This is a genomic window from Pediococcus ethanolidurans (assembly GCF_964062635.1).
GTDB lineage: Bacteria > Bacillota > Bacilli > Lactobacillales > Lactobacillaceae > Pediococcus > Pediococcus ethanolidurans.
The window spans coordinates 1,495,006-1,514,487 of the sequence record NZ_OZ061250.1 but is presented as its reverse complement, the minus strand read 5'-3'; the positions used below and the strand labels follow the sequence as shown (position 1 = coordinate 1,514,487).

The 19,482-nt window shown below is 39.4% G+C and carries 17 protein-coding genes, 12 tRNA genes and 3 rRNA genes; 2 read left to right on the top strand and 30 right to left on the bottom strand.

Annotation, left to right across the window (positions count from 1 at the left end):
* Positions 1-9: 9 nt before the first annotated feature.
* On the top strand, positions 10-675 hold the full coding sequence (locus AB3219_RS07535) for an MFS transporter (RefSeq protein WP_216754717.1): 666 nt from the start codon (positions 10-12) through the stop codon (positions 673-675).
* A gap of 181 nt (positions 676-856) precedes the next feature.
* Here AB3219_RS07535 and AB3219_RS07530 read toward each other — a convergent pair.
* From AB3219_RS07530 to AB3219_RS07455, 16 genes are all read right to left on the bottom strand, one after another.
* Positions 857-942, bottom strand: a tRNA-Leu gene (locus AB3219_RS07530).
* A gap of 57 nt (positions 943-999) precedes the next feature.
* Positions 1,000-1,072 (bottom strand) — tRNA-His (locus AB3219_RS07525).
* A gap of 6 nt (positions 1,073-1,078) precedes the next feature.
* Positions 1,079-1,152, bottom strand: a tRNA-Trp gene (locus AB3219_RS07520).
* A 10-nt stretch (positions 1,153-1,162) separates the two neighbouring features.
* A tRNA-Tyr gene (locus tag AB3219_RS07515) sits at positions 1,163-1,245 on the bottom strand.
* Positions 1,246-1,251: 6 nt separating this feature from the next.
* Positions 1,252-1,324 (bottom strand) — tRNA-Phe (locus AB3219_RS07510).
* Positions 1,325-1,364: 40 nt separating this feature from the next.
* Positions 1,365-1,439: transfer RNA gene (locus AB3219_RS07505), tRNA-Asp, on the bottom strand.
* Positions 1,440-1,450: 11 nt separating this feature from the next.
* Positions 1,451-1,523, bottom strand: a tRNA-Val gene (locus AB3219_RS07500).
* 7 nt (positions 1,524-1,530) lie between these two features.
* Positions 1,531-1,603, bottom strand: a tRNA-Glu gene (locus AB3219_RS07495).
* A 14-nt stretch (positions 1,604-1,617) separates the two neighbouring features.
* Positions 1,618-1,707: transfer RNA gene (locus AB3219_RS07490), tRNA-Ser, on the bottom strand.
* A 10-nt stretch (positions 1,708-1,717) separates the two neighbouring features.
* Positions 1,718-1,790: transfer RNA gene (locus AB3219_RS07485), tRNA-Asn, on the bottom strand.
* A gap of 6 nt (positions 1,791-1,796) precedes the next feature.
* A 5S ribosomal RNA gene (gene rrf / locus AB3219_RS07480) occupies positions 1,797-1,913 on the bottom strand.
* A 92-nt stretch (positions 1,914-2,005) separates the two neighbouring features.
* A 23S ribosomal RNA gene (locus tag AB3219_RS07475) occupies positions 2,006-4,929 on the bottom strand.
* Between the two features lie 181 nt (positions 4,930-5,110).
* A tRNA-Ala gene (locus tag AB3219_RS07470) sits at positions 5,111-5,183 on the bottom strand.
* Positions 5,184-5,196: 13 nt separating this feature from the next.
* Positions 5,197-5,271: transfer RNA gene (locus AB3219_RS07465), tRNA-Ile, on the bottom strand.
* Positions 5,272-5,358: 87 nt separating this feature from the next.
* Positions 5,359-6,936 (bottom strand): 16S ribosomal RNA (locus tag AB3219_RS07460).
* The 16S, 23S and 5S rRNA genes sit together here with 12 tRNA genes alongside, the layout of an rRNA operon.
* Before the next feature lie 331 nt (positions 6,937-7,267).
* Positions 7,268-7,663, bottom strand: a complete 396-nt coding sequence (locus tag AB3219_RS07455; RefSeq protein ID WP_216754507.1) for a S1 RNA-binding domain-containing protein — start codon at positions 7,661-7,663, stop codon at positions 7,268-7,270.
* 110 nt (positions 7,664-7,773) lie between these two features.
* On the opposite strand from AB3219_RS07455, the gene AB3219_RS07450 reads away from it, so the two are divergent.
* The gene (locus AB3219_RS07450) at positions 7,774-8,415 is read left to right on the top strand and encodes a VTT domain-containing protein (protein ID WP_216754508.1); all 642 of its coding nucleotides are present in this window, start codon (positions 7,774-7,776) and stop codon (positions 8,413-8,415) included.
* Positions 8,416-8,454: 39 nt separating this feature from the next.
* Here AB3219_RS07450 and AB3219_RS07445 read toward each other — a convergent pair whose 3' ends face one another.
* The 14 genes from AB3219_RS07445 to AB3219_RS07380 all read right to left on the bottom strand — a co-directional run bounded on the left by AB3219_RS07445 (position 8,455) and on the right by AB3219_RS07380 (position 19,462).
* On the bottom strand, positions 8,455-9,078 hold the full coding sequence (locus tag AB3219_RS07445; RefSeq protein ID WP_216754509.1) for a TIGR01906 family membrane protein: 624 nt from the start codon (positions 9,076-9,078) through the stop codon (positions 8,455-8,457).
* A gap of 4 nt (positions 9,079-9,082) precedes the next feature.
* Positions 9,083-9,853, bottom strand: a complete 771-nt coding sequence (locus tag AB3219_RS07440) for a TIGR01457 family HAD-type hydrolase (protein WP_057807914.1) — start codon at positions 9,851-9,853, stop codon at positions 9,083-9,085.
* A 10-nt stretch (positions 9,854-9,863) separates the two neighbouring features.
* Complete coding sequence (locus tag AB3219_RS07435) at positions 9,864-10,457, bottom strand: YutD family protein (RefSeq protein WP_057807912.1); 594 nt, start codon at positions 10,455-10,457, stop codon at positions 9,864-9,866.
* A gap of 37 nt (positions 10,458-10,494) precedes the next feature.
* Entirely contained in the window at positions 10,495-11,103 is a 609-nt protein-coding gene (locus AB3219_RS07430; RefSeq protein WP_216754510.1) for a metallophosphoesterase, read from the bottom strand.
* Positions 11,104-11,227: 124 nt separating this feature from the next.
* Positions 11,228-12,607, bottom strand: coding sequence for an amino acid permease (locus AB3219_RS07425; RefSeq protein ID WP_216754511.1), 1,380 nt, complete (start codon positions 12,605-12,607; stop codon positions 11,228-11,230).
* 77 nt (positions 12,608-12,684) lie between these two features.
* Entirely contained in the window at positions 12,685-13,692 is a 1,008-nt protein-coding gene (locus tag AB3219_RS07420) for a class I SAM-dependent methyltransferase (RefSeq protein ID WP_367369461.1), read from the bottom strand.
* Positions 13,693-14,044: 352 nt separating this feature from the next.
* On the bottom strand, positions 14,045-14,455 hold the full coding sequence (locus AB3219_RS07415; RefSeq protein WP_216754512.1) for a competence type IV pilus minor pilin ComGF: 411 nt from the start codon (positions 14,453-14,455) through the stop codon (positions 14,045-14,047).
* Complete coding sequence (locus tag AB3219_RS07410; RefSeq protein WP_216754513.1) at positions 14,445-14,741, bottom strand: hypothetical protein; 297 nt, start codon at positions 14,739-14,741, stop codon at positions 14,445-14,447. Before AB3219_RS07410 ends, AB3219_RS07415 begins: the two co-directional genes overlap by 11 nt.
* Positions 14,725-15,162 carry a competence type IV pilus minor pilin ComGD gene (gene comGD / locus AB3219_RS07405; protein ID WP_216754514.1) on the bottom strand — a complete coding sequence of 146 codons (438 nt, stop codon included), beginning with the start codon at positions 15,160-15,162 and terminating at the stop codon, positions 14,725-14,727. Before comGD ends, AB3219_RS07410 begins: the two co-directional genes overlap by 17 nt.
* A gap of 6 nt (positions 15,163-15,168) precedes the next feature.
* Complete coding sequence (gene comGC, locus AB3219_RS07400) at positions 15,169-15,477, bottom strand: competence type IV pilus major pilin ComGC (protein WP_216754515.1); 309 nt, start codon at positions 15,475-15,477, stop codon at positions 15,169-15,171.
* On the bottom strand, positions 15,474-16,481 hold the full coding sequence (comGB, locus tag AB3219_RS07395; protein ID WP_263807566.1) for a competence type IV pilus assembly protein ComGB: 1,008 nt from the start codon (positions 16,479-16,481) through the stop codon (positions 15,474-15,476). Before comGB ends, comGC begins: the two co-directional genes overlap by 4 nt.
* A complete protein-coding gene (gene comGA, locus AB3219_RS07390; RefSeq protein WP_253953644.1) occupies positions 16,462-17,451 on the bottom strand; it encodes a competence type IV pilus ATPase ComGA in 990 nt (329 codons plus the stop codon). The genes comGB and comGA overlap by 20 nt, the downstream gene beginning before the upstream one ends.
* 114 nt (positions 17,452-17,565) lie before the next feature.
* On the bottom strand, positions 17,566-18,297 hold the full coding sequence (locus AB3219_RS07385) for a YebC/PmpR family DNA-binding transcriptional regulator (RefSeq protein WP_057807893.1): 732 nt from the start codon (positions 18,295-18,297) through the stop codon (positions 17,566-17,568).
* A 199-nt stretch (positions 18,298-18,496) separates the two neighbouring features.
* Positions 18,497-19,462, bottom strand: a complete 966-nt coding sequence (locus AB3219_RS07380; RefSeq protein ID WP_367369388.1) for an IS30 family transposase — start codon at positions 19,460-19,462, stop codon at positions 18,497-18,499.
* Positions 19,463-19,482: the final 20 nt, after the last annotated feature.

Here is a 19,482-nt window from a genome sequence, read left to right as displayed (position 1 = left end):
GTTACCTCGTTGTTTGAAATTTTAAGTGGATTACTTGTAATCAGTTTATTTTGTAAACGTCAGTTATCTCTTAAACATCCACTCTTGGAATTACGCGTTTTTACTGCTCCTTCTTTTCGTAAAGTCGCCTTACTCGCGGCATTAACAAACATTGCTTTAATGGGTCCGGAGTTAGTAATTCCCCTCTATAATCAAACAATTCGTGAAACTAATGCCATGACTTCTGGGCTGTTAATGCTTCCCGGTACTATATTGATGGCCATTCTTTCACCACTTTCCGGTAAATTGTACGATCGTTTTGGTATAAAAAGGCTTGTATCAGCTGGTTTTACAGCAACTTTTTTTGCTACAATTCCGATGATTTTCTTTGATGCTTCCACATCTTTAAACACAATTGCATTCTTGTATGCCATTCGTTCTGCAGGTTTAACACTAGTTTTCATGCCACTAACTACTTCTGGATTAAATGCCCTGCCCCATTCCTATTTAGTTTATGGTAGTACCATGATCGTTACTTTACAGCAACTAGCTAGTTCACTTGGTACTGCCGCATTAGTAACGGCAATTAAATTAGGTCATGGATTTCAGTGGGCATTTACATTAGTTTTGATAATAGGTGCATTTTGTTTGATTATTAGTGCTACCTTAAAAAATAAAACAGTTACTGAAATTTAAAGATGGTTAAACATATTTTTCGGGAACATATTTTTCTTTATTCTTACTTTTTTTGTTTCCATAATTCTTGGTATCATGTTGTTTTCTGGGCTCTATACTTTTTCCTGTTGATGGATTACCAATTTGGTAGTCTAGTAACAGGAATTTTTTGTAAAAAAAAGCCCCTCGAGGGGAGCTACAATGCCGCCGGTGGGGGTCGAACCCACACTCCCGGTAAAGGGAACTGGATTTTGAGTCCAGCGCGTCTGCCAATTCCGCCACAGCGGCATCTAACTGGTTATGTCAATTACACAAAACCTCAAGGATAACTAATGAAATCCTTAGGGCGGTAGGTGGGAATCGAACCCACGCGTGCCGGAGCCACAATCCGGTGCGTTAACCACTTCGCCACTACCGCCATCAATGGCAGGGATAGTAGGAGTTGAACCCACATCGACGGTTTTGGAGACCGTAGTTCTACCATTAAACTATATCCCTATCATTAAAATGGAAGGGAGTGGATTCGAACCACCGAACCCGAAGGAGCGGATTTACAGTCCGCCGCGTTTAGCCAGACTTCGCTACCCTTCCATAATATGGCGCAGGACAGAATCGAACTGCCGACACACGGAGCTTCAATCCGTTGCTCTACCAACTGAGCTACTGCGCCATAAACAAATGATATAAAATAAAAGGCTATTTTATTTTAACGGTTCCAACGAGACTCGAACTCGTGATCTCCTGCGTGACAGGCAGGCGTCCTAAACCAACTAGACCATGGAACCATAATTTTAAATGGAGAGTACAGGGCTCGAACCTGTGACCCTCTGCTTGTAAGGCAGACGCTCTCCCAACTGAGCTAACCCTCCATAAAAATGACCCGTACGGGATTCGAACCCATGTTACTGCCGTGAAAGGGCAGTGTCTTAAACCACTTGACCAACGGGTCATACTTAATTACAACGGAGAGTAAGGGATTCGAACCCTTGAGACGGATAAATCCGTCTACATGATTTCCAGTCATGCTCCTTCGGCCAGCTCGGACAACTCTCCATATCATTAACTCCGGCAGGCGGACTCGAACCGTCGACAACCTGATTAACAGTCAGGGGCTCTACCAACTGAGCTATGCCGGAATATTCGCATGGCAACGTCCTACCCTCGCAGGGAGCGATCCCCCAACTACTCTCGGCGCTAAGAAGCTTAACTTCTGTGTTCGACATGGGAACAGGTGTATCCTTCTCGCTATCGCCACCACACTTCTCCGATCCACCTTCGTGGCTCGTGTGAAAGAAATTTATTCTCTCAAAACTAAATAATATCGAATCCTTCTCTTTGAGAACACCACTTTGTGGTTAAGTCCTCGACCGATTAGTATTGGTCCGCTCCATGTATCACTACACTTCCACTCCCAACCTATCTACCTGATCATCTCTCAGGGGTCTTACTTCCATAAATGGAATGGGAAATCTCATCTTGAGGCGAGTTTCACACTTAGATGCTTTCAGCGTTTATCTCATCCATACATAGCTACCCAGCGATGCTCCTGGCGGAACAACTGGTACACCAGCGGTATGTCCATCCCGGTCCTCTCGTACTAAGGACAGATCCTCGCAAATTTCCTACGCCCGCGACGGATAGGGACCGAACTGTCTCACGACGTTCTGAACCCAGCTCGCGTACCGCTTTAATGGGCGAACAGCCCAACCCTTGGGACCGACTACAGCCCCAGGATGCGATGAGCCGACATCGAGGTGCCAAACCTCCCCGTCGATGTGAACTCTTGGGGGAGATAAGCCTGTTATCCCCAGGGTAGCTTTTATCCGTTGAGCGATGGCCCTTCCATACGGTACCACCGGATCACTAAGCCCGACTTTCGTCCCTGCTCGACCTGTCTGTCTCGCAGTCAAGCTCTCTTCTGCCTTTACACTCAGCGAATGATTTCCAACCATTCTGAGAGAACCTTTGGGCGCCTCCGTTACTCTTTAGGAGGCGACCGCCCCAGTCAAACTGCCCACCTGACACTGTCTTCCGCCACGCTTAGTGGCGCGAGTTAGAGGGTTCATACAGCGAGGGTAGTATCCCACCAACGCCTCCACCGAAACTAGCGTTCCGGTTTCTATGGCTCCTACCTATCCTGTACAAGCTGTACAAACACTCAATATCAAGCTACAGTAAAGCTCCATGGGGTCTTTCCGTCCTGTCGCGGGTAACCCGCATCTTCACGGGTATTATAATTTCACCGAGTCTCTCGTTGAGACAGTGCCCAGATCGTTACGCCTTTCGTGCGGGTCGGAACTTACCCGACAAGGAATTTCGCTACCTTAGGACCGTTATAGTTACGGCCGCCGTTTACTGGGGCTTCATTTCAAAGCTTCGCCGAAGCTAACTCATTCACTTAACCTTCCAGCACCGGGCAGGCGTCAGCCCCTATACGTCATCTTACGATTTTGCAGAAACCTGTGTTTTTGATAAACAGTCGCCTGGGCCTATTCACTGCGGCTGATCTTGCGATCAGCACCCCTTCTTCCGAAGTTACGGGGTCATTTTGCCGAGTTCCTTAACGAGAGTTCTCTCGCTCACCTGAGGATACTCTCCTCGACTACCTGTGTCGGTTTGCGGTACGGGTAGTTAAACTCTAACTAGAAGCTTTTCTCGGCAGTGTGACATCAGGAACTTCGTTACTTTAAATTTCACTCCCCATCACAGCTTGTCCTTAAGACTGAAAGCATTTAACTCTCAATCAGACTTGCTGCTTGGGCGCACATATCCAACCGTGCGCATTCCTTAGCCTCCTGCGTCCCTCCATTGTTCAAACAAGTTTAACTAGTACAGGAATTTCAACCTGTTATCCATCGTCTACGCCTCTCGGCCTCGACTTAGGTCCCGACTAACCCTGGGTGGACGAGCCTTCCCCAGGAAACCTTAGTCATTCGGTGGACAGGATTCTCACCTGTCTTTCGCTACTCATACCGGCATTCTCACTTCTAAGCGCTCCAACAGTCCTCACGGTCTGCCTTCGTTGCCCTTAGAACGCTCTCCTATCACGCCACCTTACGGTGGCATCCACAGTCTCGGTAATATGTTTAAGCCCCGGTACATTTTCGGCGCAGAATCACTCGACTAGTGAGCTATTACGCACTCTTTAAATGATGGCTGCTTCTGAGCCAACATCCTAGTTGTCTATGCAACTCCACATCCTTTTCCACTTAACATATATTTAGGGACCTTAACTGGTGGTCTGGGCTGTTCCCCTTTCGACGATGGATCTTATCACTCACCGTCTGACTCCCGGACATAAATCAATGGCATTCGGAGTTTATCTGAATTCAGTAACCCAAGACGGGCCCCTAGTCCAAACAGTGGCTCTACCTCCATGATCCTTAATCCGAGGCTAGCCCTAAAGCTATTTCGGAGAGAACCAGCTATCTCCAAGTTCGTTTGGAATTTCACCGCTACCCACACCTCATCTCAGCACTTTTCAACGTACACGAGTTCGGTCCTCCAGTGCGTTTTACCGCACCTTCAACCTGGACATGGGTAGGTCACTTGGTTTCGGGTCTACATCTACATACTCAGTCGCCCTATTCAGACTCGCTTTCGCTGCGGCTCCGTTTTTTCAACTTAACCTGGCATGTAAACGTAACTCGCCGGTTCATTCTACAAAAGGCACGCCATCACCCCTTAACGGGCTCTGACTTCTTGTAGGCACATGGTTTCAAGAACTGTTTCACTCCCCTTCCGGGGTGCTTTTCACCTTTCCCTCACGGTACTGGTTCACTATCGGTCACTAGGGAGTATTTAGCCTTGGGAGACGGTCCTCCCGGATTCCGACGGAGTTACACGTGTTCCGCCGTACTCAGGATCCTGAACTGAGGGATCTTCATTTTGCCTACGGGGCTATCACCCGCTCTGGCCAGTCTTCCCAGACTGTTCGGCTATGAAAATCTTTGGTAACTCAAATGTTCAGTCCTACAACCCCAGGAAGCAAGCTTCCTGGTTTGGGCTGTTCCCCGTTCGCTCGCCGCTACTTAGGGAATCGATATTTCTTTCTCTTCCTGCGGGTACTGAGATGTTTCAGTTCCCCGCGTCTACCTCCAACCACGTTATGTATTCACGTGGTGGTAACAACGGATTAATGTTGTTGGGTTTCCCCATTCGGAAATCTCCGGATCAAAGCTTACTTACAGCTCCCCGAAGCATATCGGTGTTAGTCCCGTCCTTCATCGGCTCCTAGTACCAAGGCATTCACCATGCGCCCTTTATAACTTAACCTAACTTTACCTGCGGTAAAGTGGTTTTGAGTTTAGCGATTATTTTTTGAACTAATCTTGTTTTAAAACTCTATAAAACGCAATGTTCTCGGTTTAATTACATTATAATAAATAATTAAAATTAGAAAATTTTTCGATATTATTTAGTTTTCAAAGAACAAATTCGACGGTAAAACCGTCAATGGAGAATAGCGGGATCGAACCGCTGACCTCCTGCGTGCAAGGCAGGCGCTCTCCCAGCTGAGCTAATTCCCCAAAAATGTATCTATGGGCCTAAATGGACTTGAACCATCGACCTCACGCTTATCAGGCGTGCGCTCTAAACCAGCTGAGCTATAGGCCCGTGCGCGTATATACATTTGAGAGTAGACCTCTCAAAACTAAACAAAGTTTCGACAATGTGTAGGTTTCCGTTTCTAAATATCCTTAGAAAGGAGGTGATCCAGCCGCAGGTTCTCCTACGGCTACCTTGTTACGACTTCACCCCAATCATCTGTCCCACCTTAGACGGCTAGCTCCCGAAGGTTACTCCACCGGCTTTGGGTGTTACAAACTCTCATGGTGTGACGGGCGGTGTGTACAAGGCCCGGGAACGTATTCACCGCGGCATGCTGATCCGCGATTACTAGCGATTCCAACTTCGTGCAGGCGAGTTGCAGCCTGCAGTCCGAACTGAGAACGGTTTTAAGAGATTAGCTAAACCTCGCGGTCTCGCAACTCGTTGTACCGTCCATTGTAGCACGTGTGTAGCCCAGGTCATAAGGGGCATGATGATTTGACGTCGTCCCCACCTTCCTCCGGTTTGTCACCGGCAGTCTCACTAGAGTGCCCAACTTAATGCTGGCAACTAATAATAAGGGTTGCGCTCGTTGCGGGACTTAACCCAACATCTCACGACACGAGCTGACGACAACCATGCACCACCTGTCATTCCGTCCCCGAAGGGAACGCCTAATCTCTTAGGTTAGCAGAAGATGTCAAGACCTGGTAAGGTTCTTCGCGTAGCTTCGAATTAAACCACATGCTCCACCGCTTGTGCGGGCCCCCGTCAATTCTTTTGAGTTTCAACCTTGCGGTCGTACTCCCCAGGCGGAATGCTTAATGCGTTAGCTACAGCACTGAAGGGCGGAAACCCTCCAACACTTAGCATTCATCGTTTACGGCATGGACTACCAGGGTATCTAATCCTGTTCGCTACCCATGCTTTCGAGCCTCAGCGTCAGTTGCAGACCAGAGAGCCGCCTTCGCCACTGGTGTTCTTCCATATATCTACGCATTTCACCGCTACACATGGAGTTCCACTCTCCTCTTCTGCACTCAAGTCTCCCAGTTTCCAATGCACTTCTTCGGTTAAGCCGAAGGCTTTCACATTAGACTTAAAAGACCGCCTGCGCTCGCTTTACGCCCAATAAATCCGGATAACGCTTGCCACCTACGTATTACCGCGGCTGCTGGCACGTAGTTAGCCGTGGCTTTCTGGTTGGATACCGTCACTGCATGAGCAGTTACTCTCACACACGTTCTTCTCCAACAACAGAGTTTTACGACCCGAAAGCCTTCATCACTCACGCGGCGTTGCTCCATCAGACTTGCGTCCATTGTGGAAGATTCCCTACTGCTGCCTCCCGTAGGAGTCTGGGCCGTGTCTCAGTCCCAATGTGGCCGATTACCCTCTCAGGTCGGCTACGTATCACTGCCTTGGTGAGCCTTTATCTCACCAACTAGCTAATACGCCGCGGGTCCATCCAGAAGCGATAGCCGAAGCCATCTTTTAAAAATCAACCATGCGGTTAATTTTGTTATGCGGTATTAGCATCTGTTTCCAGGTGTTATCCCCCACTTCTGGGCAGGTTACCCACGTGTTACTCACCCGTTCGCCACTCACTTTATAGTTAAAATCATCTTCGATGCAAGCATCTCAAAATCAATTAACGAAAGTGCGTTCGACTTGCATGTATTAGGCACGCCGCCAGCGTTCATCCTGAGCCAAGATCAAACTCTCATATTATACTTGAGTTTTAACAAGCTCATTTGTTGTTTCATTGTTTAAAGCGAATTGACTTCGCAAATTGTTTGCTTCAAAATTTTCATTTGAAGACCCTACACATTTTGTTTCGTCGAAACTTTGTTCAGTTTTCAAAGGTCTACTATGTCGCAGTTGGAAGCGCTAAACGCCTCAACGCAACTATTTAACTTTAGCATTTCAAATTCTAAAAGTCAACCAACTTTTTTAATATTTTAAATTAACTTTTCTCGTTCAAAACGACCTTGAATATAATACCAAGAAAAAATTACTTGGTCAAGTCCTTTTATAAAAATGACGCTTAAAGTTGAATTAATCAACTTCTAATATTGTACGTCTGTCTTGCTTCAGCCTTCCAGTCAGACAGATTAGCAGCAATACTTCCAAAACCAACATCATTCTCATTACTGGTCCAATAAAATTTATGATACGCATGGACTACGCTAGGATTAGGCTTATCGTGAATATTTTTTTGTTGATCAAGTGCCCTGATTGAAAGGCTTATATGCCGATTTATCGGATCAATATCTACAATAAGGCACGAAATATCTTGACCAATTTTATAAAACGAGGAAAGGTCACCAATATATTCATCACTGCATTCCGATATATGAACTAAGCCTTTAAATGAAGATGCACAATCCTCAACAAAAATACCGTATGACTGAATTCCAGTAATTGTTCCTTGAACTATATCACCAGTTTTAAGCAAACTTACACCTCCAATTTAATGCTATTAACCATTTTAGCGAAAGACTAAGTATGATACAATACTTGTGCTTTTAAAAAATTGAATACTAAACAAACGTATGGAGGAATACTGTGTCTTTTCTTATTGATTTCATTTTACACATTGATACACATTTAATTTCTATAGTAAACACATTTGGTGATTGGACCTACCTTATCTTGTTTGCCATCATTTTTATTGAAACTGGTGCTGTCATCTTGCCCTTTTTACCTGGCGACTCACTATTGTTCGCAGCCACCGCACTTTCAGCAAATAGTATTTACCATTTAAATATTTGGATCTTTATATTCTCGCTCTTCTTTGCCGCAGTCCTTGGTGATTCCACTAACTTCTTCATCGGTCGCCTCATAGGTAACGCGCTTACCGAACATCATATATTTGGCAAGTTGATAAATAAACAAAAAATGGAGGAATCAAAAGAGTTCTTTGATCACTATGGTAGTATTTCCATTACATTTGCTCGGTACATGCCAATCATAAGAACTTTTGCTCCTTTTGTTGCTGGTGGTAGTAATTTTAAATACCAGAAATTTATTATTTTCGATATTCTAGGATCTTCAACATGGGTTGCTCTTTGTTGTGGTTCGGGTTACTTTTTTGGGAATTTCCCAGTTGTCAAACAACATTTTTCTGCAATAGTTATTGGCATAATTCTCATCTCACTAATTCCAATTCTTATATCGTTTTTAAAAACAAAGAAAAAAGCTGTCTAAATCAAAAAGCCTTATTCGTCATCAAAAAACGAATAAGGCTTATTTTTTCAATTCTTGTCTTCCCATCCAAATAAAAAATAGATAAAATCCTTCTACAAAGACAAACACAAAAACAAAACATTGAAGAAAAAATTGCTCTGGTAAAACATTAATAATGGGATCTTTTTGAGGATCAAATATCCAATCATTATTTCGAAATAAAATCTTATGAAAAGCAATAAAAAACTGGTCAAATGAAATACTCATCATCGCTCCAATAAACAAAGGAACTACCATTGCAACTTGTAACGGTCGAATCAATTGCCAAAGCATCTTAGTTTTAATCAATTCACGAATGAAAAAGAAGAAAATAACGGCCGAGAAAAGTAACACTACTTCGTTCAGCATAAAAAGATTTTTAACATCCGCAAAATGTTGCAGCCCCGCCATTGAACTGTTAAAGTTGGTCATTTTTAATTGTTTAACCCATGGAAAGCTTAAATACATAATCAACTGGTGATAGTTATGCATAATTTGCGTGTTTGTTAAGCTAACATCAGCTTGAACGTTATACCACTTCAATGACCAATCATAAAGAAAAGTACAATTGATAACCAAAAAAATGGCTAAGGAAATTCCAAATAAATGGAATCCACACCATTGGCCCAATCTTTTCAGTTGCATGTTTCTACTTCCATTCATCAAAAGATTTAATAGTATGGGTCGGTTGAATGTCCTGGTTTTTAACAAATTCAGGTGTTGAGACACCCGTATAGACTAACAACGTGTCTATTCCAAAATTAATACCAGCTGAGATATCAGTCATATAGTTATCTCCAACCATCACAACCTCATCTTTTGCAAGTCCGATTTTTTTAACCGCTTTTTGCATAATAATAGTTTCTGGTTTACCAACATAAGTGGCTCGTTGCTGAGTTGATCGTTCTACTAAACCAATTAAAGAACCTGCACCTGGTACTAATCCTCGTTCATTTGGTAGATTTGTATCCGCATTTGTGCCAATAAATGTAGCTCCTCGTTTAATAGCCAAAGTAGCTAATTCAAACTTATGGTACGTTACATCGTAATCTAAGCCAACGACAACCCAATCAGGATGTACTTCATCAAACTCAAAATGTTTATTTAGCAACGCTTGTTTTAGTCCTAATTCACCGATAACATAGACTTTACGCTTATTTCCCGCGATTCCATCTAAATAATCAGCTGTTGCTAATCCCGCGGTATATACCTCGTTAGCCGTTACATTAATATTATGATTTTCCCTTAAGTTTTTTGCTACATCTGCTGGTAACTGTGTTGTATTATTCGTTACAAACAAAAAATCAGTATTTGTGTCTTGCAATCGCTTAATAAATCTTGCAGCTGCTGGAATTTGGTCTCGGCCTCGATAAATAGTACCATCTAAATCAATTAAATATCCTTTATAATCTGAAATCATCTAATCTTCCTCATCTTGTTTCTCGTATTGTAAATGTTCGTTTACCACGTTTATGAACCTCAGTAATCTTATTTTTACGTTGATTTACTGATTTTTCATTTTGTTTTGTAACTTTTTCTTGAATAAATGGTTTCTCTTTAAACTTTCGAACGCGTTTATTATTTTTTTTACTCTTTGCTGAACTAGTTTTATGTTTTTCACTAGCAACTCTAGTTCTTAGGCTTCGTTTTTTGGCAGGTTTGTTAACACTTAGATTTCGTAAGATAAAATAAGCACACCCAAAGTTGCAAAATTCTAACAAATAATCCTGAATTGCACTTTGTTTTTCATTTTCTTTAGCATTTCGATCCTGGTCACTAAAAAAGCCCTTTAATCTAAGCTGTTCATAACCAATATCACCAACAATATAATCATACTTGCTTAAAACTGGACTAAATCTTTCCGCCAATTGCTCGCGATCAAACGCATCCCGCTCATTAGCAACTAACTGATACTGGTGTCCATTTATTAGAATATTAGTTTCATCCAAAATGTCAATCGTGTTAATCACTGGACGGCGCTTAGTCTCTTCATCACTAGCATCCTTATTTTTAATAGTTGTCATCAGAATCACCTCCCACTCTCATATAGTATATTTAACTTCATTTTCGTTTAGCAAAATCTTCTCTTTTTCCTTCAATCATCTGTTCAATATCTGCTTCTGAAAATGGTGCTCCAAACGGAATTTTATAATTTAGGTAATCTTTTTCTGGCGTATCTACTCCCACATTCAAATTTTCTTTTACATTCACGCTATAGTGATGGATGTGTCCATGTAAATTAATAATTTGCTTTACAATTCCCATCATCATTGGGTAATGCGTCATGTACAATTGACGATGATTTACTTTAATTAATAACCCTACATCGTGAAATTCAAATTTGGGTTTCCCATTCACCTGATAGTTATGCTTACTTAAATATTTAAAAAGATCGCGGCTATCATGATTACCTTTAATTAGAACAAGATTTCCATTTAATGATTTTAACACGTTATAAACAGCTTCATCGGAAAGCTTGGCCGGACGAGTAAAATATAGGGCAATGTCGCCAAGATGATAAACTGTGTCTGTAGGTTTAACCCGTGCATTCCAATTTTCAATAATTGTCTGATTCATGACCTCAACTGATGGAAATGGTCGAGGAGCAAAGTCGTTATTACCTAATAAATCCTTATGAAAGAAATGTGTATCTGCTGTAAAAAAAATCAAACTAATCCCTCATTCTTGTTTCACTTATTACTAAGTATATAACATTTCTCTGCCATTTTTACAGAATCTCACTTAATTTTAGTTTACACAAAAACGAGCTTCTCATCGAAGCTCGTTTAGAAAGTTAATTTTTATTACTTGATTTCTGCTTATTTTGAATTAAATAAATAAAATTAAGAATGGCAAACCAGATCACAGAACCGATTAACGCAATCAAGGTATCCAGTTTCAGAACCAACACGAAACCAACAAAAATAAGAAATATTAAAACAAAATAGTCACTATAAGGATACCACGGCATCTTGAATTTATCTAATTTTCTAGTCGAATTTGTCAGTTGTTTACGATAACTTAAGTGAGCTAATATAATCGATCCCCAAATAAACAAGAAACAGGTTGTGGCCACACTTGAAACAAAAGTAAACACCTGTCCGGGCATAAAAATATTCAGAATTACTGCCAATGCAATAACTAACGCCGACATTAAAATCGCATTTGCTGGAACTTGAGTATGCGAAAGTTGTCCCAGTTTTTTACCTAATTTTGATTGGCGCTTGTAGCTAAGTGAAAATAACATTCTACCGGTTGTGAAAAGTGCACTGTTACAAGCCGAAGCTGCTGCAGTTAACACAACAAAATTAATAATAGCTGCAGCACCAGTAATACCAACATTTTGGAAAACTTGTACAAATGGGCTGGAAGTTGGTGATACATATTTCCAAGGAAATATTGCCATCAAGAAGAACAAGGCTCCCACGTAGAACAAACCGATACGCATCGGAATATCGTTAATTGCTTCTGGAATAACTTTATTCGGGTTTTGAGTTTCTGCAGCAGTCATTCCAACCATCTCAACACCAACAAACGCAAAAACAACCATTTGAAATGATAAAATAAATCCCTTTAATCCCTTTGGAAAAAAGCCACCATATGCAAACAAGTTTGTTAACGAAGCGTGCCCCACAGCTGTTTTATAGTGTACTAGTACAAGAATAATTCCAGTAATAATAAGTACCAGAATGGCGGTGATTTTTATAATTGAGAACCAAAATTCGGTTTCACCAAATAATTCAACTGTAATTAAATTCATAGCTAGTAAAACTAACAGGATAACAAATCCAGGAATCCATTGTGGCAAACTTGGAAACCAAAAATGCATGTATAAACCTGCTGCAGTAATTTCTGCCATTGCAATGGTTACCCAACAAACCCAATAAGTCCATCCCGTTACAAAGCCAACTTGTTTACCCAAATACTTGGTTACAAAGTCAACAAATGAAGTCGAATGTAAATCGGACAGCAGTAATTCACCTAATGCTCTCATCAACCAGAAACAAACAATTCCGGTAATTGCATACGCAAGCAAAATTGAAGGTCCAGCTAAGTGAATTGATTGGCCAGCACCCAAAAACAGCCCCGTTCCAATTGTGCCACCAATTGCAATTAATTGAACGTGCCTACTTTTTAAACTTCTAGATAAATTTTGATCCTCATTTTCACTCATATTTCCTCCATGCATGTTTGAATGTAACTTAATTACACTCAATCATATCGGAATTTTTGAATTAAGTAAAATTTGGATTAAAAATTTTGTTGATGCCACTGACGAATTTCCATCAAAAATTTCTTCATATTAGCCTGATTTTTAAATGACGGAAAATCTCCAAGCAATACCTTTGCCGCTTGATGTGCGTTATTACCATGATTCTGCAAAATTAGAATTGATTTTTGTAAATCTGTATTTGTAAACATATCTTTGGGTAAATTTAAGAAGCCCTGCAAAAAGATCTTGTTTTTAAAGTAACTTAAAAGATTGCCAGATTGATCCGTTTGGAACAGATTACTTGGTACTAAAAATAATCCAAAACCACCATCTACCACATGATTCATAGCCTGTTCAATTAATAAATGATGGACAAACGAATGATCATTTTTACTGTGTGTTTGATAATTTTTCACACGTTGATCAATTGGATAATAACCAATAGGTAAATCGGACACGGCAAAATCAGCTGAATTAACTATCAACTGGTCCAGTGCATCCTGATGATAAAGATCCACCTTAATTTGTTGTAACTGTGTACTAATTCCAGCAAGGGCTAACATAGTATCATCATTATCTATACCAACTCCACTGATTTCTTGATCTTTATGATTACGATGAATATCATTCATTACTGTTGTGAGTAAATTTGCAGTACCAACAGCCGGATCAAGAATTTTTATAGCAGCATCTTTGTCATACAGTTCCTGCAATAAATACGCAAATAACATACCGATTGTGTCCGGTGTCATTTGATGATTAGCCTGAATATGATCTTTTTGTGCTGCTTTTAAAACACCTAATTGCAAGACTTGACGAATAGTTTCATTATCAAGTTGACTAAGGTTAATTTCAGCATAAAAATGCTCTAAATTTCGTCTGGTTTCCTCATTTGGTTGCCCATCTTCAATTTGAACTTGACCGGAAATTAAATTGTTTCCTGTTTCGATCAAAGCATCTAAATAAGAAGTATCTAATACCTCTTCAAGGGTTTCTGTACTTTCGTCAATTATTTTAAATAATTGTTCTACATTATTATTCGTAATTATTCACCTCGTATAAACTTAAACTCCTCAAGTATCTTAACATGAATTCAGTTTATTGGGCATTCATAATGGTTCATCACTCTCCGAAAACTTATAGTGATGACCATTACTTAATGTAATTGCAAAATTTTTATTACTTAATTCAATGGTCCCTATACTAGATTTTAATGAAGTACACTCTTTATTTTTTGTCCTTTTCAGAATCAAAATATTACAAAGAATTCGTGCATTGTTTGCTTCAATTGCATTTGATTGCAAAGCAATATTTGACTGTCGATGACGCTCAATTTGAAAAACAAGTCCGCTAAGCATGAACAAAAAAATAATCGCAGATAAAAGTACATAACCAGATTTAATCTTTGGGAATATAGACATCATCTTTTTTCACTTCTCCATCGTTAAATTTAATTTGAAGTTTCAAAAATGGCTCTTGATAATCAAAATCAACTGTGTTTACTTGAGAAATTAATGGCATATACCCCGGTGAAAACCTTAGTTGATCCTTATATTTTTCTAATTTGTAAATTTTATTTTCAGCTAAACTGTTTAAATACACATAGGAATGGCTATTGCTCTTTAGTCTAAATTGATGTTTTGATGATTCCAATTCATTAATAAGAATTTGCCAATCTTCAGAATTGACACGCTGCTTGACAGGAATTGTCATCAATCTCGTACTAAAAGAAATAATTTGAAAAACAATGCCTAAAACTAGTAACGAGATAAGGGTTTCCATCAAGGTAAAACCTGATTTATTCTTCAATATTTATTACCCTCAATACTTTATGATCAGTGCCTTTTAGTATCAATTCTTCTGATGTGAATTTCAATTCCTCATCTGATAATGAAATTGTTTGCGCGTGAAACTCTTTTAGGCGACGGCTACCATCCAACATCGTACGACTAATTTCAGTTTGTCTGGCAAGCCGGTGTTCAGTTTGCGAACCGCTTTGAATCGAGCTTTGAACCAGTATGATTGTTATACTAACAATTCCTAGCGCTACCAATGCTTCACTCAAAATGAAACCATTCTTATTCTCTATTAACATGATAGACTCCCCATCCTAGCTGAATTGTTAACCGATATGTGCACTTATTAACTTCAGATTGAAAAGCAATTGTTTGTGGCTTTACATAACCATCACTGCCGATTTTTACTTCTTGATTACTAAACAGACTCAAGGTTTTAGGTAAGCTAATTTCACTGTTCTCTTTATTAAAAGTTTTTAAGGGATTAAATCTAATCTTTCTCTTGCTTTTATCAAAAGTGATATACGTAACCACACCTTCAGAATTAGCAAATTGCTCATACCTTTTCCAATCATCATCAAATTTTGCCCAGAATTGTTTTTCTTCTTGTTGTTCAATCACCGTTTTAAAAGTTAAATGGCCAAAGGTAAATATAAAGGCAATAATCGAAAGCACAACTAAAGTTTCAATTAAAGTAAAGCCACTTTTAGATTGCCTCATGCCTAATTACTTCACGGCCTTATTATCTTTAATAGTGATATGATTTGCTTCTGCTTGAGAAACTTGTTTTTCGGTTAAATAGCCACCCTCTTTTAGCTCATCTAATGAAGCTGGTAATTTTTGATGTTCGTTTTCATATAGATCAATTTGAGTTTGAACCACTTCTACCATGGCATTCCCATGAATAGATTTTGCATTACTTCTTTGTTGCGCAATATTAGGTAACACAATCAAAATTAACAATGAAATAATAAAAAGGACGACCGTCATTTCAATTAAAGTAAAAGCTGATTTCTTTTTCCGTAGTTTTGTCATTTGTAAACTCCCTCCATTGAGTGGTACATCGGTAGCAATAAACTTAAATACATAAAAACAATTACAACACCAATAAAAAGAAACATTAGTGGTTGAATTAGGCCAATTAGTTTTTCAATTTGATTAGTTAATTTTTGATATTTAATTTTTGAAAACATGTCTAATTCTTGCCCTAACACTTCCGTTGTATTGCCCTTATTTAATAAAACATTTAACTCTGGTGGTATAAACGGGTATCGATTGATAAATAATCTGGTTTGTCCACCCTGCAATAGTTGTTTTTCTAAGGTGCGTCCAATTTGATATAGCAAAGATGTTGACGAAAATTGTGTCAGCATCGTACAAATGCTTTTTATACCCAGTCCACTTTTTAATAACATTGCTAAATTCAGTGAAAGATAATAATGGCAATAATTTTGATAAACCTTACCAACAATCGGGATTCGACAAATAATTTCAACTCTTTTGACAACAGGCCGTTGCAAAAACTTCTTGATAAAAATTACGACCGAACCACTAATTCCACCCCAAATTAACAAAATAATTAAAGTAGAAGGTTTTATTAAATGAACTCGCGTTGCTGTATTCCACATATTAAGCTCTGGAAAAATATAAATTTTCATACCCAACATCAACATTATTAAAAATAGTAATAAAATTACTGGGTACTCTAGTAACTGAATAAGCTTTGTACGATGTTCATGTTTCTTATTCAAATATACGCCTAATGTTTTTAAACTATCTGCGAGTTCGCCATGTTTCTCAGCAATTAATATCTGATAATAAATATCTTCTTTCAGAAAAAGCCTTACCGAATTTGAAAACGAATCACCGTTTTCAAGTGATCTGATTATTTCTGTAATTTGCTTTTCTTTTTTCGGAATCACAATTTTTATAAATTTTAACGATTCTCGTAAACTAAAACCCACTGCCAATAGATCAGATAATAATGAAAAAAATTTTGCCTGTATCTTTGTTGAAAATTTATCCTTCCTGATATTCAACCATGGTTGCTTCAGAAATATGGCTTTTTTGATACTCTCTGACAAGACAATTCCTCCAGTTTTCGGTCATTTTATTTTGAGGTACCTCCAAAAATGCGTTCTGCAATTTTTTCCCATGCATAATATCAAACAAGGCAGCTACTCCATTATCATTCGTCGGAATCAAGCGTTGATAGGCGATTCCACATAACGCCTGCTGCAGCATTTCAGCATCGACATCAAATTGCTTCAAACGTCTAATAACACCAAATACATTCTGCGCATGCACTGTACTTAATACTAAATGACCACTTAATGCAGCTTTTACTGCCACATTAGCCGTGTGATCATCACGAATCTCACCAATAATAAAAATATCTGGTCGATGTCTTAAGCCAACTTTTAATAATTGCTCGTATGTCATTTTGGCACGTGCATTTACTTGAAGCTGTAAAAAATCTTTTTCAAAAATTTCTACTGGATCCTCAATCGTCATAACAACTTTCTCTTTCGCCAGATAGCGTGCCAATTGATAAATTGAAGTTGTTTTTCCAGATCCCATTGGTCCAGAGAAAAGCAATAATCCTCGTTTGTTTGTTAAATCGATTAATTCTCGCCACTGTGGTGGATCCAAATGCTGAATCTGTACCTCTGAAATGGGGTAGATGAACCGAATTACTAATGATTCACGATTCAAAAAATCACCCACCGTAGAGAGCCGTAAATGAACAACTCTATTTTCTCCTGAACTCCAGTGATAGGCTCCCGTTTGTGGTCGCCTTTTCTCGCTAAGCGCCATATCTGCTTGAAATTTAAAAAAAGCAATTAATTGTTCACCGACTTGTTGAGAAACCTCTTGAATCAAATGACAGTGATTTAATCTTTTATACATCACCTGATACTCATCTAATTTGGGCAAAAGATACAAATCAGTTGCTCGTTTTTCAATACAGGTTGTCATAAATTTTTGTACATAGTCTTCTAATTTCAATGCCTTACCTCCTCCATAAAATTAAGATACGTAAAAAAGCTATATTTATTTATTTAGATATAAAAAAAGTCAAGTTCTTTACGAACTTGACTTTTTAAAACTCAAATTATTTAATTACTCTTCTGGTATTTCAGCTGCTTCATAAACTTCAGAAACATCATCATTATCTTCTAATTCGTCAATCAAACCTTGATACTGACTAATTTTAGCTTCTGGTACAGGTGTTTCATTCTCAGGAATCATGGTTAATTCAGCAGTCGCTAATTTATAACCAGCCTTTTCTAAAGCATCACGTACCTCTGCCAATGCCTTAGGATCCGTATAGATCTCAAAAGCATCATCAGAAGATTGAATATCATCCGCTCCGGCATCCAATGCATCCATCATCATTGTGTCTTCATCAGTATCGTTGTCTTCACGAGAAATAACGATGTATCCCTTACGATCAAACATATATGATACTGAACCACTTGCACCAAGTGAACCACCATGATGCGTAAATGCAGAACGAATAGCAGCTGCCGTACGATTTTTATTGTCTGTTAAGGTTTCCACGATAATTGCTGTACCACCGGGGCCATAACCTTCATAAGTAATTTCTTCATATGCAGCTCCGCCAACACCAGCGCCCTTATCAACGGCACGTTTAATGTTATCTTTTGGCATATTTGCAGCCCGAGCTTTATCCATCATTAGACGTAACTGAGGGTTACCAGAAGGGTCAGGACCCCCAGCTTTGACTGCCATATAAATTTCACGTGAAATTCTTTGGAAAATTTTTCCACGTTTAGCATCCTGAGCGTTTTTACGACCCTGAATATTGTGCCATTTAGAATGTCCTGACATTTCCAAACTCCTCTTTTCTTTTAATGAATTTTTTTTGGTATTAAAACCTTTTCAATTATAGCCAAAAATAAGTCTTTACGCAAGTTATTCAGATCAATAGAATAGTTAAACTATTTTTCCCGAAGTTTGCAAAAAACATTCCCAAATTGTCAATAAAATCAAGTTCATATTTTCAATTATCCCGAATTGTCAAATTAAGTTAGAAACTTTTTAACTGTTCATCTGTAATCTGACTGATGAATGCTTCCAGAGGTGTCTGGTAACCCAAACTTTTTCGTGGGATGTGGTTTCGTCGACTGGCAACTGCTTGAATAAATCCATCTGATAGCTGATCCATAATAAGATTGTGACGTAAACCATCTTTACGCAGCAGACCATTGGTGTTCTCATTTAAACCACGTTGATTGGGTGCTCCGACAGCGGCAAAGTAAATATTTAAATCAAATTGGTTAGCAATGGTTCGCCAACCGGCGAACTCCTTACCATTGTCAAACGTAATTGACTTAAATAGGTGTCGTGGCAGCTTCGAAAGCCATCCTGCTAAACTACGATTGACATCGTGTGCCGACTTGGTATGCGAATTCAGCACAATTGCGACCTTAGTTTGTCGTTCAACCAGCGTGGTTACCGCACCCTGATGGTTTTTACCTTGAAACGTGTCACCTTCTAAATGGCCGAATTCTTGATTAAAATTAGGATAGTCCTGATAACGATTCTTTAAATCCCTGCCCAATTGACCCGCTTTCCCACGGCGTTCAATGTAACCATTAGGGTGCCGTTTGCCGTGCATCGGTAAATCTTTGGTCGACAACCCCAAAACACCGCGTTTGAAAAGGCGGTAAAGGGTTCGAACCCCACAGCTGAAAGCCCGTTCTTGGCGATTAATAATGGTATCTGGTTGCCAACCAGCTTGAGTTTTGGCTTGAATATAGGCCAGTTCATCAGGGCGTAGTTGAATTGGTTTACGCCCACAATGTTGTTTATGCTTTCGATAGTGGCATTGGTAATCAATAATCGTACCGCCAGCGTCAAGAAACCGATAAATACGATACACAGTTTCAGCACTCCGATGGAGCGCTGGGGCCACTAGATAAGCCTTTTTACCGAGTTCCCAAAAAGAATAAATTGTGGCAAGTTCGTCTATAGTAAGATGAGTATAGGTCATTTGTGATCAGCCTTTCTTTT